The organism is Clostridioides sp. ZZV14-6154 (assembly GCF_020657785.1).
Taxonomy (GTDB): Bacteria; Bacillota; Clostridia; order Peptostreptococcales; family Peptostreptococcaceae; genus Clostridioides.
Window position 1 is genome coordinate 116,279 of the sequence record NZ_JAGWCY010000001.1, and the last position, 17,033, is coordinate 133,311.

15 protein-coding genes and 1 riboswitch are annotated in these 17,033 nt (G+C 27.5%); of the genes, 13 read left to right on the plus strand and 2 right to left on the minus strand.

The features are described from left to right. Positions 1-63: 63 nt before the first annotated feature. On the minus strand, positions 64-1,410 hold the full coding sequence (locus KGF45_RS00510; protein ID WP_227841587.1) for an MATE family efflux transporter: 1,347 nt from the start codon (positions 1,408-1,410) through the stop codon (positions 64-66). Between the two features lie 266 nt (positions 1,411-1,676). Next, positions 1,677-1,779: riboswitch (purine riboswitch) on the plus strand. A 93-nt stretch (positions 1,780-1,872) separates the two neighbouring features. On the opposite strand from KGF45_RS00510, the gene KGF45_RS00515 reads away from it, so the two are divergent. Beyond that, a complete protein-coding gene (locus tag KGF45_RS00515) occupies positions 1,873-3,249 on the plus strand; it encodes an NCS2 family permease (RefSeq protein WP_227829415.1) in 1,377 nt (458 codons plus the stop codon). 92 nt (positions 3,250-3,341) lie between these two features. Here KGF45_RS00515 and KGF45_RS00520 read toward each other — a convergent pair whose 3' ends face one another. Further along, positions 3,342-4,487 carry a DEAD/DEAH box helicase gene (locus KGF45_RS00520; RefSeq protein WP_227829414.1) on the minus strand — a complete coding sequence of 382 codons (1,146 nt, stop codon included), beginning with the start codon at positions 4,485-4,487 and terminating at the stop codon, positions 3,342-3,344. A gap of 277 nt (positions 4,488-4,764) precedes the next feature. Between KGF45_RS00520 and KGF45_RS00525 the strand changes: the two genes are divergently transcribed. The 12 genes from KGF45_RS00525 (at position 4,765) to KGF45_RS00580 (ending at position 17,033) form a co-directional block, all read left to right on the plus strand. Continuing rightward, positions 4,765-5,472: an ABC transporter ATP-binding protein gene (locus KGF45_RS00525; protein ID WP_227829413.1), complete on the plus strand. Its 708-nt coding sequence runs from the start codon at positions 4,765-4,767 to the stop codon at positions 5,470-5,472. A gap of 48 nt (positions 5,473-5,520) precedes the next feature. Next, on the plus strand, positions 5,521-7,116 hold the full coding sequence (locus KGF45_RS00530) for a putative ABC transporter permease subunit (protein WP_227829412.1): 1,596 nt from the start codon (positions 5,521-5,523) through the stop codon (positions 7,114-7,116). Positions 7,117-7,219: 103 nt separating this feature from the next. After that, a complete protein-coding gene (locus KGF45_RS00535) occupies positions 7,220-8,299 on the plus strand; it encodes a lysylphosphatidylglycerol synthase transmembrane domain-containing protein (RefSeq protein WP_227829411.1) in 1,080 nt (359 codons plus the stop codon). 204 nt (positions 8,300-8,503) lie between these two features. After that, a complete protein-coding gene (locus tag KGF45_RS00540) occupies positions 8,504-8,665 on the plus strand; it encodes a DNA polymerase III (RefSeq protein WP_227829410.1) in 162 nt (53 codons plus the stop codon). 343 nt (positions 8,666-9,008) lie between these two features. Continuing rightward, on the plus strand, positions 9,009-10,277 hold the full coding sequence (locus tag KGF45_RS00545) for a cation:proton antiporter (RefSeq protein ID WP_227829409.1): 1,269 nt from the start codon (positions 9,009-9,011) through the stop codon (positions 10,275-10,277). A 193-nt stretch (positions 10,278-10,470) separates the two neighbouring features. Then, a complete protein-coding gene (locus KGF45_RS00550) occupies positions 10,471-11,259 on the plus strand; it encodes an FAD binding domain-containing protein (protein ID WP_227841588.1) in 789 nt (262 codons plus the stop codon). After that, positions 11,259-11,708 (plus strand): (2Fe-2S)-binding protein, encoded by a 450-nt coding sequence (locus tag KGF45_RS00555; protein ID WP_227829407.1) that lies wholly within the window; start codon positions 11,259-11,261, stop codon positions 11,706-11,708. Before KGF45_RS00550 ends, KGF45_RS00555 begins: the two co-directional genes overlap by 1 nt. A gap of 3 nt (positions 11,709-11,711) precedes the next feature. Next, positions 11,712-13,976, plus strand: coding sequence for a molybdopterin cofactor-binding domain-containing protein (locus tag KGF45_RS00560; RefSeq protein ID WP_227841589.1), 2,265 nt, complete (start codon positions 11,712-11,714; stop codon positions 13,974-13,976). A gap of 142 nt (positions 13,977-14,118) precedes the next feature. Next, on the plus strand, positions 14,119-14,427 hold the full coding sequence (locus tag KGF45_RS00565) for a hypothetical protein (protein ID WP_227829405.1): 309 nt from the start codon (positions 14,119-14,121) through the stop codon (positions 14,425-14,427). A 282-nt stretch (positions 14,428-14,709) separates the two neighbouring features. Beyond that, a complete protein-coding gene (locus KGF45_RS00570) occupies positions 14,710-15,210 on the plus strand; it encodes a QueT transporter family protein (RefSeq protein WP_227841590.1) in 501 nt (166 codons plus the stop codon). A gap of 82 nt (positions 15,211-15,292) precedes the next feature. After that, the gene (locus tag KGF45_RS00575) at positions 15,293-16,261 is read left to right on the plus strand and encodes a WYL domain-containing protein (RefSeq protein WP_227842005.1); all 969 of its coding nucleotides are present in this window, start codon (positions 15,293-15,295) and stop codon (positions 16,259-16,261) included. A gap of 49 nt (positions 16,262-16,310) precedes the next feature. Next, on the plus strand, positions 16,311-17,033 hold the full coding sequence (locus KGF45_RS00580) for a cell division protein (RefSeq protein ID WP_227841591.1): 723 nt from the start codon (positions 16,311-16,313) through the stop codon (positions 17,031-17,033).

Sequence of the window (17,033 nt, forward strand, 5' to 3'; positions counted from 1 at the left end):
TTTTTGTATCCACCTCCATAATTTATTATATCATAATGAAGGTGAATACATTTTATTAAAAGATTATTCATTAATTCTATGATTTACAATAGCTTTAGTTTTCCAATACCCTTTTTTATAATAGATGACTGTAACAATAAGACCTAAAGTCCAACCAAAAGGGATACCCATCCAAATTCCATCTGTTCCAAATAATCTAGAAAATAAATAAGAAGCAGGAATTCTTCCAAGCCATAATGATACGACTGAACTCATCAGAGCAAACATAGAATCACCAGCACCTTTCATTGCACTTGAAAGTACAAAGGAAGTACCAATAAATAAGAAAAAAGGTCCTATTATAAATAAGTAAGAAGAGCCAATTTCAATAACTTCTTTGTCAGTATTAAATAAAGAAATTAAGTTCTCTCTAAATAATAAGATTAAGGCAACGACTACAATTGCTAGAATTAAAGTCATTTTTATAGATTCACGAATTCCTTTTCTAACCCTTTCACTTTCTCCAGCACCTATATTTTGAGCAACAAAAGTGGAAACAGCAGAACCAAGGTTCATGATAGGTAAGCTTATAAAGTTTTCTATTCTAAGACCAGCTCCAAAAGCTGCCATAGCAGATGTACCATAACTATTAACTAAAAATTGAAGAGCCATGTTGCCAATTGAAAATAACATCTGTTGAACTCCACTTGGAAGTCCTAATCTAAGACCATCTTTAAATATTTTATTATCATATACAATTCCTTTAATCTTAAATTTAAGTACTTCGTGTTTTTTATTTAAATATATTATGCTAATTATGAATGATACTGCTTGAGCCATTATAGTGGCAAGTGCAACGCCTTCAACTCCCATTTTCAAGACTACAATAAAAGTTAAATCTAAAACTATATTTAAAATTGTGGCTATTATTAAAAAATAAAGTGGAGTTACTGAATCTCCAAGTCCTCTAAGTATTGCACTTACTGAATTGTATCCAGCAGAAAATAAGATTCCACCAAATATTATAGTAAGATATAGTTTTGACTGATTAAAAACTGATTCTGGAGTATTCATAAGCTTAAGCATAGGACCTCCAAATACTATTCCAATAACACTAATTAATATAGAGCCAATAAATAAAAGTATATATGTAGTATCAATAGTAGCTTTTACTTTTTTTAAATCTCCTGAACCATAAAACTGTGAAATTAAAATAGAAAAACCAAGACTGACACCCATAAGCATTGCTACTAGCAAAAACATTATAGGGTTAGCACCTGAGACTGCAGCCATAGCTTCTTTACCAATAAATCTACCAACTATAATACTGTCAGCAGTATTGTATAGTTGTTGAAATAAACTACCAATAAGCATAGGCATAGCAAAAAAGAATATAGATTTTCCCTCATGATCTGTAGTTAAATCTTTCACCCTTATTCCTCCAAATTTAAAAATTATTAATTATCAAGTTGCTATAATAAATATAATATAATCTTAACATAAACTTTATGTCCCTACTATAAATAAATTGTATTAAATAATCATATATTTTATAAAAATGCAAAGAATATAAGTATGACGTAGATATAGCAAATTAACAGTTAATATAATCGAATATTAATACAAATTTATTCTAATATATACGCATATATTGACAAAATTAACTATATAAATTAAAATAATATTCGTAAAGAAAAATTCATGTTTTATATTGTATAACATATAATTTTGACAATACGGGTCATAAGTTTCTACCGGAATACCGTAAATATTCTGACTATGTATACTATTATTTAGTTAAATAAATATTTATTTAACTAAATTATGAAGGATACGACTCAGCTTATTAGTTACTGTGTCGTTTTTTTGTAAAATTTAATAGGAGGTGTTGTTATGCAAACAACAAACAGTAGTACCATGCAGAAACTTTTTCCAATTTTGACTAATAAAAATGTCGACATGAAGAAAGAAGTAATTGCTGGTGTAACTACTTTTTTAACTATGGCTTATATAATAGCTGTAAATCCAAACATTTTATCAGCAACAGGGATGCCAGCAGGTGCTCTTGTTACAGGGACATGTCTAGCAGCAGCATTTGGATGTATTTTAATGGGAATGGTTGCTAATCTTCCTTTTGCTTTAGCATCAGGTATGGGTCTTAATGCATTTTTTGCATACACAGTAGTCTTACAAATGGGTGTTCCTTGGGGAGTAGCTCTTACAGCAGTATTTGTAGAAGGTATCATTTTTATAATATTATCAGTAAGTGGAGTTCGTGAAGCTGTTGTAAATGCAATACCAAAGAATATGAAACTTGCTGTTACAGGTGGTATAGGTATATTTATTGCACTTATAGGTTTAGTTAATTGCGGAATCGTAATTGGAGATCAAGCTACTCTTATAAAGATGGGGAAATTTACTCCAGCAGTAATAATAGCTTGTATAGGATTAATAATTGTAGCAGTATTAGATAAAAAAAGAGTTAAAGGTTCTATACTTTTTGGAATAGTAGTAAGTTCATTACTTGCTTGGGGATTTGCATTTATGAATCCAGAATATGCACAAAAATTAGGTATATACTTACCTAGCGGAATATTCAAATTTGAAAGTTTAGCACCAATAGCAGGTAAAATAGATTTAGGATATGTATTACATCCAACAAACATAGGTGGTTTCTTTGTAATAGTTTGTACATTCTTATTTGTTGATTTCTTTGATACAGTAGGTACATTAGTAGGGGTTTGCTCTAAAGCAAATATGCTAGATGAAAAAGGAAATGTTCCTAATGTAGGTAGAGCATTACTTACAGATGCAGTTGCAACTACAGTAGGTGCAGGGCTTGGAGTATCTACAGTTACAACTTATGTTGAGAGTTCAACAGGGGTTATTGCAGGTGGTAGAACTGGATGGACAGCAGTAACAGTTGGAGTTTTATTCTTAGTTGCAATGTTTTTCTCTCCTGTATTTATAGCAATTCCATCATGTGCTACAGCACCAGCTTTAATTTATGTTGGATACTTAATGCTTGGTACAGTTAAGGATATTGAGTTTGACAATATAACTGAAGGTGTTCCAGCTTTCGTTACTATTGCTTGTATGGCATTAACTTATAGTATAGGTGATGGTTTAACTCTAGGTATATTAACTTATGTTTTTGTAAATGTATTTTACAACATATTTGGAGCTAAAAAGGCTGAAGATAAGAAACATGTTTCAGTAGTAATGATTGTTCTTGCTATATTATTTATAATAAAACTTTGGCTATTATAATAGACATTATTTAAAAAATTAATTTAATAGAATAAAGAGCTATAATTTCTAATCTATTTTGAGAAGAAGTTACAGCTCTTTATTTTTTTGTATTACTTAGATATGTCTACTAATTTTCCCTTTTCTAAGATTTTAGGCACAATGGTTATATTAAATTCTTTTTGTAATTCTTTTATAATATCTAACTCTTTTTTTGTTATTATTGAAATAGTATCTCCACTTCGATTTCCTCTAGCAGTTCGACCGCATCTATGCAGATATTCATTTTTACTATTTGGAAAATCTAAATTAAAAACATGGCTTATATCTACTATATCAAGCCCGCGAGCAGATAAATCTGTTGTAACTAAAATTTTTGCTTTACCAAGTTTAAATTTATTTATTGCATTTTTCCTATCCTCTTTTGGCATATTTCCAAAAATTCCAATTGCTTTATAATTATGATAGTTTAATTTTGATACTATAACATCTATATTTTTTTCATTGTTTACAAATACAATAGCTCTTTTTGGGTTTGTAGCAGCTAATGTCTTTCTAAGAAAAGTAAATTTATCTCTTATTTCTCCCAACATATATGTATGGTTTATATTAGGATTTATCTGTGATTTTTCTTTTGTTTTTATTATTTCCAATTCTTTCATAAATTTATCACAAATTTTTATAGTACTATCAGTAAGACTTGCAGAACAACCTATGATTTGTCTATCTCTTAATGTAGTTTTTATGATGTCTTCTACACAAGTTATATTTTTACCATTCAATAAATTGTCTACTTCATCTAAAACGATAGTTTTTATGTTGTGTGATTTTAACTTCTTCTGTTTTATCAAGTCTAAAATTCTTCCACAAGTTCCTATTACTATATGAGGTTTTACAGACTTTATATTTTTTATTTGTTTTTGTATATTAACTTCTCCAATTAAGGCTAGTGAAGTCAAAGGAATTTCTGAGTTTTTTGCTAATAATTCAATTTGATTTGTAATTTGCATTACTAATTCATGTGTTGGTGCAAGTATAAGAGCCTGAGTTTCTCTTTTTGATGTATCAATTTTTTCAAATATAGGTAAAACATATGCAAGTGTTTTTCCTGTTCCAGTTTGTGAGTTGATTAATAAATCTTTATTTTGCATTATATTTTCTATAACAAGTGACTGAACTTCTGTTGGAGAAGTTATGTCTTGTTTTTTAAGTCCGTTTATTAGAGTAGAACTTATTTTTAATTGTTCAAATGTGTTCATCTTTTGCTCCTTCTATTAAAAACTTATATTATTGTAGCTAACTATTTCTTATTATACATTGTTTAGTCAAATCGAACTATACATTATTTTATAATTATATGCAATTTAGAAGTAAATATAGATGTTTTTTGTATATTTATATTGATTTCAGTATTTTTACAATTGCCTAATATATAAATTTGAAAATTTAGCAAATTGTAGTTGTAATTGTTTAATACTTGTTATATATTATATATAACAAGTATTAAAACTATAATATATAATATGGAGGGAAATTATGTTAAAGATAAGCAATATATCTAAATCATATAAAAATAAAAAGGTAGTAAATAATATTTCATTTGAGGTAAATGATGGAGAGATTTTTGGCTTTATAGGTCATAATGGTGCAGGAAAAACTACTACTATTAAAGCAATTGTTGGGATACATGATTTTGAGGGAGGAGAAATACTTATAAACTCTAAATCTATAAAAAAACAATCTGTTGAGTGCAAAAAGGAAATGGCATATATTCCTGATAATCCAGATTTGTATGAAGCTTTAACTGGAATACAATACCTTAACTTTATAGCAGATATATTTGAGGTAGATAAAAAGGAAAGAGAGGAATTAATAAAATATTATTCAAATAAATTTGAAATTAATAAGGCATTAGGTGATTTAATATCTTCGTATTCACATGGTATGAAACAAAAACTAGCTATAATTTCAGCTTTAATCCATAATCCTAAAATTCTAATTCTTGATGAACCTTTTGTAGGTCTTGACCCAAAAGCTTCCTTTATATTAAAGGAAATCATGAAGGAGTTTTGTAAAAAAGGTGGTTGTATATTTTTCTCAACACATGTATTAGAAGTTGCTGAAAAAATCTGTGATAAGATTGCCATAATAAAAGATGGAAATATAATTGCTTATGGAACTACTGAAGAAGTGAAAGGAAACAATTCTCTTGAAAATATTTTTATGGAATTAATAGAAAAATAAAGTGATATTTTTACAGAATATAATATCTAAAGTGAGGTATGATAAATTATGAGTAATCTAAGTATATTAATAAAAACTAATATAATAAATGAGTTTAAATTGAATGCTTTAAAAAATATAGACAGCAAAGAAAAACAAAAAATAATAGGAATGATGTTTTCAATGGTTGTTGTAGCAGGGCTATTAATATTTTATGTAACAAGTTTAAGCCTTTTTCTAGTTGATATTTTAAAACAAATAAATCAAATGGAAATGCTACTTGTGTTTGGCTTTGGATTATCAACAGTAATGGTAATTGTTACATCATTATATAAAACTTCATCATATCTGTTTCAAGCGAAGGATTTAGAGTTATTAACTAGTTTGCCAATAAAAGAATCTACTATATTGGCTAGTAAAATATTAATGTTAGTTGGAACTAATTATTTGTTTTCTTCAGTGTGTATGATTATACCAGCAGTAGTTTATTTTTTAAATGTCGATGTAAATATAACATATTTTCCTTATTTAATATTATTATTTTTGGCTCTGCCATTACTACCAATAGTTGTTTCATCAATAATTTTCTTATTTATAGGACAGCTATCATCAAGACTAAAATATAAAAATTTAGTGTTAATCATAGGTAGTGTAATATTAATTTTGGCTTATACTGTACTCATGTCAAAATTAAACTCTATATCAGTTGAGTTATTAAAAAATAGTGTATCTATTTCAGAAACAATTAATAAAATATATCCACCTATATACTATTTTGTTGATGCTCTTAAAACTGGAAGTATAGTTTCATTTTTAATATTTATAGCAATATCATTAATACCATTTTTTGTCTTTGTAACTCTGTTTGCAAAAGGATTTACAAATATAAATGCTAGAATGGGTGAAAGTTATAAGACTAAAAACTATAAATTTAAAAGTCAAAAAATTTCAAAACCTTCAAAGGCTCTATTGAAAAAAGAATTTAGAAGATATACTTCTTCATTTATTTACTTTTTGAATTCTTCTATTGGTCTGTTATTTTTAATAGTGGCTACAATTGGTGTGTTGGCATTTGGAGCTGATAAAATAGGTGAGTTACTAAAAATGAATATAGATTTTAGTATTATAAAAATACAGTTATTAGGTGCGTTTCTATTTATAATAGTAATTAACTGCACAACATATTGTTCAATTTCTTTTGAAGGAAAGAATCTATGGATACTAAAGTCTTCTCCAATAGATGAAAGGGAGATATTTTGGTCAAAAATATTGATGAATTTTTTATTAAATGCACCACTATCTGTTTTATGTCTAATATTAGTGTCTATAAAACTGAACTTTGAAATTCAGTTTGTGATGGTAGCAAGTTGCTTGATTGTAACTATGTCACTGTTTGTGGCTTTAATGGGATTGTTATCAAATTTGATTTATCCAAACCTTGATTGGAAAAATGAAGTAGCAGTAGTAAAAAGAAGTGCAAGTATGATAGTTACAATATTAGCATCATTAATTTATATAGTTGTACTTGGAGGCACATATATGTTATTGAAAGTTTCATTTCTAAATATGTATTTGATTTTAGCAAGTGTGCTTACTCTTATATTAGACTTTATGCTATGGAGAATTATTTCAATTAAAGGAGTAAAAATATTTAAAAATTTATAGATATATTTGTGTTAAAAAAAGACTTATTTTTTAAGGTATTGCAAAGAATATGCTAAGTAGTATACTATTGTATAGTGATATGAAAAAATTTAGGAGAAAATAAATGAGAAAATTATCCAAAAAAGAAAAAGATTTTATTCAATATGGATTTTTGCTATTTTTGATATGTATTACTACTTATTTAGTATCAACCACTTTAGATGTAAAACTAATACCTAAAATTATAAGTCTAGTAAATAAAACCTATATATTTCTTGGCATACTAATAATGTTAATATATATGATAATTGAATCTATTGTGACACATTTGATAATAAATGCAGTTCAAAAAACAAAAGTAAAATTTATAGGTATTAAAATGGCCACAATGGGATTTTATTATAATTTAGTTACTCCCTTTGCATCTGGGAGTCAGCCAATGCAAATATATGCACTTACAAAGTATGATGTTAGTCTCAGTAAATCAGTAGCCATAGTTACTAATAAGACTGTTGTATTTCAAAGTACAGTTACTATATTTTGTGGAATTTTAATTTTATTGAATAAGTCATTATTAATGGAACAAGTACATTCAGTTAGAGTTTTAATCGCTGCTGGGATGACCATGAATGTAAGTATGTTATTAGGTGGGCTCTTAATAGTATTTAGTCCTAAGCAAGTAAAAATGGTAGCAGAGATTTTGATTAATTTTTTATCTAAATTTAAAGCATTTAAGTTTTTAGATTTAAAAAGAGATAGAATAAATCATTATATTGATGACTATAATTATTCTATAAAGATATTTATTAAAAATGTAAGAATTTTAGTTTTGAGCATATTGCTTACTGCACTACAACTCATAGCATACTTTAGTATAGTTTATTGTGTGTATAAAGCTTCAAATTTAAAAGGAGTATCATATATACATATAATGACATTGCAAGTATTTTTATACATGGCAATATCACCAGTTCCAACACCAGGAAATGTTGGAGCAAATGAAGTTACATTTTTTACCATGTTCTCAAACATAATTCCAAAAGAATTATTGGGATATTCAGTGCTTTTGTATAGTGGATTTGTATATTATATGTTATTAATAATTTCAGGATTGTTTACATTTAGAACACATTATACATTGAATAACTGGAAACGTGACAATAAAAGTAATTCTAGTTTAGAAGAAGTTATTGAAAAAGTTTAATTATTAGAAAATAAAAAGAAATATAAATTACTTAGTCTGTCAAATTTAATCGACAAAATTATTATTAGGGAAATTCTAAATATAAATACACTGCTAAAATAAGTTGTATTATATTGAGATATTTCCCTTTTTTGATTAAAATTATAGAAATTTGAAATAATAAGTAGTAAATACAAATTCTATATTATTTAGAAAGGAGAAAAAATGAAACAAAATAAAAAAAATGAAAAGCAAATAAGTAATTTTAATATTAAAAAAAATAGTGATAATAAAGTCGAAATTGCTGAAGAACTATATCCAAATAAAAATATAGGTAGTATGCTTGGAGATAGAATAGATAAGAAAAAAATCAATCGTCCAAGTTAATGGAATAGTTGAAAATGGTGTGTTTTAAAAAAATAATATAATGAAATGTTTTATTGTTAAATTTAAACTTATTTTAATAGAAAAAAAAGTCGAAAATTATCTAAAATACACCTGTATTAGGATAACGTTATTTTATAGATGCATAAAACTTGACAAAATCAACCTTTTCTTGGTAGAAAAAAAAAGATAAAATTATATAAGCGTTATTTAATTGTCAAAAATGAAGGTAAAGTTGCAAGTGATAAAAAAAATGATTGATAGCATTTATTTGTGTGCTATAATTGTATAGTAAAATGAATAAATAAGTATGTTGTATACATGCATATTAGGAGGAGAGACTGACATGGAATCATCTATACATACAATTGCTAGCAATAATTTATTGATAATTTTTGCTATTGTGAGTATAACTGGAATAATTTGCAGCAAACTTAGCGAAATAGTAAAAGTTCCAGATGTTGTATTATTTTTACTTGTAGGTATTTTAATAGGGCCATCATTTTTGAAATTTATAGATATTCGTGGATTCCAAATAGAAAATCAACTGATACTTACATTTGGTTCTGCATTTATATTATATTTAGGTGGGAAAGAGATAAGTTTAAAGGTTTTGAGAAATGTAAAGATATCTGTATTTTTACTGGCCACTGTAGGAGTTGTGATATCTGCTTTTATAATGCAACAAGTAATAGGATTTACTTTTGGAGTAAGTGCAATGACTGCTTTATTAGCAGGAACTATAATAGCATCAACAGACCCAGCTACTCTTGTACCTATATTTAATCAGGTAAAGATAAAGGATAGAGTAAAACAAACTGTAATAAGTGAGTCAGCTTTTAATGATGCAACAGGAGCTATATTAACATCAGCAGTGTTAGCTGTAATTTTATCAAATAAGTTTTCCTTAAGTGAAAATATTTATGAATTAGGTACAATGGTTGTTGTCGGAATTGTCGTTGGTTTAATTACAGGAATACTGCTTTTGAAATTGGTTAATGATAAACCATATGGTATATTTAAAGATTTTGCACCAATAATATCTGTTATTTCAGTTGTGGTTGCATATGAATTATCTACAAAATTAGGCGGAAGTGGATATATGTCTTGCTTTATTGTAGGTATAATAACTGGTAACAAGAAAAACTTTAAAATATGGCTAAGCCAAAAATCTTATGATGCAGATTTTTATGTTGCTGAGACTTTAGGAACTATTTGTCGTATGGCGATATTCATAATATTAGGTAGTCAAGTTAATTTGGCTCAGTTAGGTAAATATTTTGTACCATCTGTAATTGCAGTGTTAGTATTAATGTTTATAGCAAGACCAATTTGTGTTTTAGTATGTGCACTTGCAGATAGAGAAGCAAAATGGAGTAAAAATGAAATATTGTTTATGATGTGGGTAAGAGAAACGGGTGTAATACCAGCTGCACTTTGTGGTATTATTTCAGCAATGAAAGTTCCTGGATATGAAGTAATTTCATCAGTAGTATTTATGTCTATATTAATTACATTAGTAATACAAGGAAGCACTACGAAATTGGTAGCTAAAAAACTTGGATTATTAGAAGAAGAAGTGATAAATATAAGCGAAAAGGTATCAACTTTTTAGTTTTTTACTTTAAAGGATACATAATAATGGCTATTTTAAGGTTATCTAGTGATAATTATTGAAATAGCCATTTTTTATATAAAAATAAATTTACATAATTTACATATTGCATATATTTATTATCAAAATTTGTTGAAGCTGTGATATAATTAGTTGTATTTAAAATAAGAATAGCGAATAAGGGAGGAAATTTATGTTTACGGTTATAGATATTGTACAACCAAATACAGTAGAAGAAGCGTACTCAATTTTAAATAAAAGAAAAACTAATCAAGTAATTGGTGGAAGTGCTTTTTTAAGAATGGGGAAAAAAAGAATAGGGACAGGAGTAGAGTTATCTAACTTAAACCTAGATTATATAAAAGAAGATAAAGAGTATGTTGAAATCGGTTCTATGACGACTTTTAGAACATTGGAAACAAACTCAATAATAAAAGATAATTTTGGCAAAATACTAGAAGATTCAGTTAAAGATATAATAGGAATTCAGTTTAGAAATGTAGTAACAGTTGGTGCAACAGTATTTTCTAAATATGGGTTTTCTGATTTGATAGTGGCATTGCTTTCATTAGATACAGAAGTAGAGTTATATAAAGGTGGAAGAATTAGCCTTGAAGAATTTTTAGATAGAGATTATGAGAAAGACTTATTGATTAAGGTGTATATAAAGAAGGAAAATAAAAATGCTTCTTATAAGTCATTGAGAAATGCAAAAAGTGATTATCCTATTTTAAATGTGTCTGTTTCAAAATATGGTAAGAATTTTAAGCTATGTGTAGGAGCAAGACCTCAAAAAGCTACAGTTGCAAAAAAAGCTAGTGAGTTTTTATCTAATAATGAAATTAATGAATCTAATATAGATAGGGCAATAGAAATGGCTTCAGAGGAATTAACATTTGGTTCTAATATGAGAGCATCTAAAGACTATAGAAAAGCCATGAGTAAAGTACTTTTAAAAAGAGCTATAATGGAGGTTATTTAATGTTAGTGAAGCTTAATATAAATGGAAAAATGAAAAATGTTGATATAGAACCAGAGGAATATTTGGTTGATACTTTAAGAAAAGTGGGCAATTTAAGTGTAAAAAGGGGTTGTGATACAGGGTGTTGTGGTCTCTGTACAGTTTTAATAGATAAGAAACCTACATTATCTTGTGCGACATTAACTTTGAGAGTTTTAAATAAAGAGATAATTACAATTGAAGGTTTAGAAAATGAAGTTAAAGAATTTAGTGAAGTTTTGGTAAAAGAAGGAGCTGAACAATGTGGTTTCTGCTCTCCTGGTTTTATACTTACTGTACTTGCAATGAAAGATGAACTTAAGAACCCTACAGATGAAGAAATAAAACATTATTTAACAGGAAATTTATGTAGATGTACAGGATATATGGGACAGTTAAGAGCTATCAAAACTTATCTGGAGGTAAAGTAGAATATGAATATAGTTGGAAAAGGAATTGAAAAAATAGATGGAATGAGTATAACAACAGGAAAACCTGTATATACTGATGATTTAGCAGCAAAAGATGCTTTAATAGTAAAGATACTTAGAAGCCCTTATGCTTATGCAAAGATAAAAGATATAGATACATCAAAGGCAGAAATGGTTGATGGTGTTGAATGTATTTTAACATATAAAGATGTACCAAAATCTAGATTTACACTTGCTGGTCAAACATATCCAGAACCATCACCTTATGATAGGCTAATTCTTGAAAATGTTGTGAGATATGTTGGCGATGAGGTAGCTATAGTTGCAGCTATAGATGAGAAAAGTGCAGTTAAAGCAATGAATCTTATAAAGGTAAATTATGAAGTACTAACACCTGTTTTGAATTTTGAAGAGGCAATCGGAAATAAAACTATAGTACATGATGAAGATAGACATTGTAATTTTGAAATAGGCATGCAGAGAGAAAAGAATATAGTGTCACATCATGACTATACAAAAGGTGATATAGAAAAAGTATTAAGTAATTGTGACATAGTGATTGAAGAAACATATTATACTCAAGCTCAAGCCCATGCAATGATGGAGACGTATAGAGCATATAATTATTTAGACCATGCTGGAAGACTAGTTGTAGTAAGTTCAACTCAAATACCATTTCATGTTAAAAGGCATCTATCCCGTGCATTAGAACTACCAGCTAGTAAAATTAGAGTTATAAAACCTAGAATTGGTGGTGGTTTTGGTGGTAAACAAACTGCTTGTGTTGAGATTTTTTCAGCTATTGTAACTTTAAAAACAGGTAAACCAGCTAAAATAATATATGATAGAAAAGAAACTTTTAATTGTTCGACTAGTAGACATGCAATGAAACTAAAAGTTCGACTAGGTGCCACTAATGATGGAACAATAAAAGCTATAGATATAAATGCACTTTCAGATACAGGAGCATATGGAGAACATGCTTCTACAACTATTGGTCTAGTTGGGGAGAAGACTTTACCAATGTATAATAAGGTTGAAGCAACAAGGTTTGTTGCAGATGTAGTATATACTAATAAAATGCCAGCCGGTGCACTTAGAGGGTATGGAGCTTCTCAAGGTTGTTTTGCTGTTGAATCAACTATAAATATGTTAGCTGATAAATTAAAAATGGACCCAACAGATTTAAGATTAAAAAATGTAGTAACACAAGGTGAAACTACCTTTGCATATGGAAAAACTTTAAATAGTGTAGACTTAGTAAAATGTATAAATAAAGGTAAAGAACTTATCGGATGGGATGAAAAATATCCTTGTAAGCATCTTGAAAATGGAAAAGTTAGAAGTGTGGGTATGGCAATTACTATGCAGGGTTCTGGTATACAAGGTCTTGACAAATCCTCAGCTGAAATAAAACTAAATGACTGCGGAGACTATACACTTATGATAGGTTCTACTGATATGGGCACAGGAAGTGACACAATTTTAGCACAAATGGCTGCTGAAATTCTTGAGACAAGTATTGAAAATATAACAGTTATATCAGCAGATACAGACTTGGTTCCATATGACCCAGGTTCATATGCTTCAAGTACTACCTATGTAACTGGAATGGCAGTAGTTAAAGCAGCTCAAGACTTGAGAGATAAAATAATATCTGCTGGAGCAAATAAACTAGGTGTAGATAAAGAAGAAGTAGAATTTGATGGTATAAAATTAACTAGTAGAGAATGCAGTACTTCATTGTTTGATATAGCAGTTGACTCTACAATTGGACCAAATACTAATCAATTAATAGGGCTTGCATCTCATGGTAGTCCAGTATCACCACCACCTTTTATAGCTGGTTTTGCAGAAACTGAAATTGACAAAGAAACTGGAAAAGTTGATTTATTAAATTATGTAGCCATAGTGGACTGTGGAACAGTTATAAATAAAAACTTAGCAAAGATACAGGTTGAAGGTGGAATTGTTCAAGGTATTGGAATGGCAATGTTTGAAGAAGTTAGATATACAGAAAAAGGTAACATGGATACAAACACATTTATGCAATATAAGATTCCAGCTAGATGTGATATTGGAAATGTGGAAGTTGATTTTGTTGAAAATTATGAGCCAACAGGACCTTTTGGAGCTAAATCTGTTGGAGAAGTTGTTATAAATACACCTTTACCAGCAATACAAGAAGCTGTTTTTAATGGTGTTGGGGTTAGAGTAAATACACTTCCTATTACACCTGAAAAAGTTTTTATGGCAATGAATAAGTAAGTATTTTATACAGATTTTAGACTAGTTTTACATGTTAAACAACCAGTTATGTTATACCTGTTGAAAGATATTTAATAAGTAGTTATTATAATATTATGAAATCTTACTTGTAAAATATAAAATTAACTAAGGGGATGATGTTTTGGCTGGAAATCTAAATAATATGAGAGCAGTAAATAATTTTAGAGGAGATAATAACATTTTAGAATGTTTAGTCAGCTTTGAGGGTCGTTCAATAAGTCAGAGGAAAGCAAGGGTATTTTTTAAGGAAATGAAGAATCAAATAGAAATTGACTTCGCAGAAGAAGAAATTTCTAAACTTGTTGAAAATGTTGTTTTAAATACATCATATCAAGAAATGCTATATGATGAAATAGAGAAACAACTAGAAATTGATTGTGTAGGAACTTGGATGATATTATCTAAATTAAAAGATACTAGAGTTCATTGATTTTAAAATAAATTATTAGAGCCTAATTTTAAGGCTCTTTTTTAATGTTTTTAATTAAGATATAAACTTATTTTAATCCAAATATATGATAATTATAACATATATTTAAAATCTAACTATTTAATTTTATATGTATTCTATTGTATAATATAAATTAGATTAATAAAATAGTTCGTCAAAGTAATTTATTTATTTGAAATTATTGTTTAAGTTTATAAATTTTGTATAAAATAAAATTATGTTATTAATTTTTAGCAATAAAATTTTTACTAGGAGAGGTATATGAGAAGAAATAGTATCAATATAGCAGTAACAGCAGTTGTTACATCAATTTATGCAGTTTTAACTTTATCATTGGGATTTATAAGTTATGGACCAATACAATTTAGGATAGCAGAGATTATGATGCTTCTAGCATTTTTAGATAAGGGATATATAGTAGGTCTTACATTGGGTTGTTTTTTAGCAAATGTAATAGGTCCATATGGTGTACCTGATATAATTTTTGGAACGTTTGCCACATTTATAAGTGCAAGTTTAGTCTATATTACTAGTAAGTTAGGAGGTCAAAATAAGAGCACATTAATTATAGCTTCTATATGGCCTACTATTATAAATGCAATTGTAGTTGGACTAATGCTAAATATATTTTTTGGACTTCCTTTAATATTATCGATGATACAAGTAGGTTTTGGAGAATTTGTAGTAGTAACATTGGTAGGAGTACCATTCTTTTGTTTTTTAATGAAAAAATATAGAAATATCATTGACATTAAGTTTTAGAGTGAAGAACGTTAGTTTGTAGATTGAAAATTAGTGTGGATTAAGAATAGTATTATTATAAGGGGGATTTTATTTGTCAAAGATGAAGAGATTAACTGATGTTTGGACATATATTAATGATAGACAAAAGTTTACAATCAAAGAGTTGTCAGAGAAGTTTAATCTTTCAACTAAAACTATTCAACGATATTTAATAGAATTAAATAAAATGGGACTTCCAATTCAAGCAGAAAAAGGTAGAAATGGAGGTTATAGAGTATTAAACAATAGCTATATACCTCCTGTTATATTTACAGAAAAAGAAGTTATGTCTATAGTTTTTGCATTTAAGTCACTACAAGTTTACAATTTTTCACACATAAAAAAAGAAATTGATTCTATAATTAAAAAAATAAATTATAATCGTGAAAGTAGTGCAAAAATAGGTATAAATAACATTGAAAAATATATTGAGTTTATAGCTAATTATAGAAATATTGATATTAATATTGTAACTAAATTTTTCAAGGCTTCATCAAACTCTTGTGTTTTGAATATTCAATATAAATCTGGAAATCAATTGCTAGAGAAAAAAATATGCCCAATAGGTATATATTTAAATGAAGGATTTTGGTTTTCGCCAGTGTATGACTATGAAAGTGATAGTATCACAATAATTCGTATAGATAAAGTACTAGAAATTAAAAAATTAGGAGAATGCAAAAAGGCATGTATGAGTTTGAAAAAATGGCTAGATACAGTATATAGTAAGTTAAATGAAGAGATGGCAATTACTAATAAAACTAGTGAAATTGTCCACTTACATATATTACTCACAAAAGAAGGTATTTCTAAAATAACTAGAAGTTTTTTAGATTTGGATATAGAATTAAATGAAAATGGAAGTGGAACAATTAGTAAACTTATAAAGTATGAAGAAATAGATTGGTGGATATCTACATTATTTTCAATAGGGAAAGATGCTAAAGTTGTAGAACCAAAATTTATGAATAAATTACTTTATGATAAGGCTAAAGAGTTAAAATATTTTTATGAAGAAAATATGATATAATATTTAAAAATGTTAAAATTAAATAATTATTAAGGAGATACATATTATAATGGAAAATGTTAATAAGAATGCTAAGATAATTGGTGTTGGAGTTGAAGGTATTAGTATAATAGATGAAATAGAAGAAAAAGTAAAAATAAATATGGATATAGAAAGAATTACTATGAATCAAGAGGTTGAAAAAGAATATGTTAGAAGTCTTTTAGATGGAGTTGATATATTATTTTTAGCATATTCAACTGAAGATAAACAAAGTCTAGAAGTTATAAAAGCTATTTCATATATGTCTAATGAAAGACGAATTTTATCTATAGGTATAAATTCTTCAGAAGAAGAAAATAAAGATGACTTAGGAATTAATAGAGAATTTAAAGTCAATGAAAATAGTATTTTGAAATTTGTTGATTTGATGAATGTTATGATAGAGTCTATTTCAGATTCTTGTATGATAAATATAGATATAACTGATTTAAAAGAAGCTATTATAAGTGATAAAGGGATTAAGTACTCTTTTGAAGAATTTGAAGATTCAAAACAGCACAGTGAAATAGTAGATATTTTATTTGAAAAGATGGAACATTTTGGTGAAGAATTTATTGGGAAAAAAGGTATAGTTTTTGTTGAAGGAAATAATAAATTTTCACTAGTTGAATTAAATGATTTGATGAACAATATTCAAAATAAGGCAGAAGAAGGCTATGAAATGATATTTTCTTTATACTTAAAAGAAAATTTAGATGGAAAGATTAAAGTGGGAATGTTATATAATTAA

Coding starts and splice junctions, on each gene's coding strand:
- KGF45_RS00520 (WP_227829414.1), bottom strand. CDS start 4,487: ATGAACACATTTGAACAATTAAAAATAAGTTCTACTCTAATAAACGGA.
- KGF45_RS00515 (WP_227829415.1), top strand. CDS start 1,873: ATGCAAACAACAAACAGTAGTACCATGCAGAAACTTTTTCCAATTTTG.
- KGF45_RS00580 (WP_227841591.1), top strand. CDS start 16,311: ATGGAAAATGTTAATAAGAATGCTAAGATAATTGGTGTTGGAGTTGAA.
- KGF45_RS00535 (WP_227829411.1), top strand. CDS start 7,220: ATGAGAAAATTATCCAAAAAAGAAAAAGATTTTATTCAATATGGATTT.
- KGF45_RS00575 (WP_227842005.1), top strand. CDS start 15,293: ATGAAGAGATTAACTGATGTTTGGACATATATTAATGATAGACAAAAG.
- KGF45_RS00560 (WP_227841589.1), top strand. CDS start 11,712: ATGAATATAGTTGGAAAAGGAATTGAAAAAATAGATGGAATGAGTATA.
- KGF45_RS00570 (WP_227841590.1), top strand. CDS start 14,710: ATGAGAAGAAATAGTATCAATATAGCAGTAACAGCAGTTGTTACATCA.
- KGF45_RS00555 (WP_227829407.1), top strand. CDS start 11,259: ATGTTAGTGAAGCTTAATATAAATGGAAAAATGAAAAATGTTGATATA.
- KGF45_RS00540 (WP_227829410.1), top strand. CDS start 8,504: ATGAAACAAAATAAAAAAAATGAAAAGCAAATAAGTAATTTTAATATT.
- KGF45_RS00550 (WP_227841588.1), top strand. CDS start 10,471: ATGTTTACGGTTATAGATATTGTACAACCAAATACAGTAGAAGAAGCG.
- KGF45_RS00525 (WP_227829413.1), top strand. CDS start 4,765: ATGTTAAAGATAAGCAATATATCTAAATCATATAAAAATAAAAAGGTA.
- KGF45_RS00545 (WP_227829409.1), top strand. CDS start 9,009: ATGGAATCATCTATACATACAATTGCTAGCAATAATTTATTGATAATT.
- KGF45_RS00530 (WP_227829412.1), top strand. CDS start 5,521: ATGAGTAATCTAAGTATATTAATAAAAACTAATATAATAAATGAGTTT.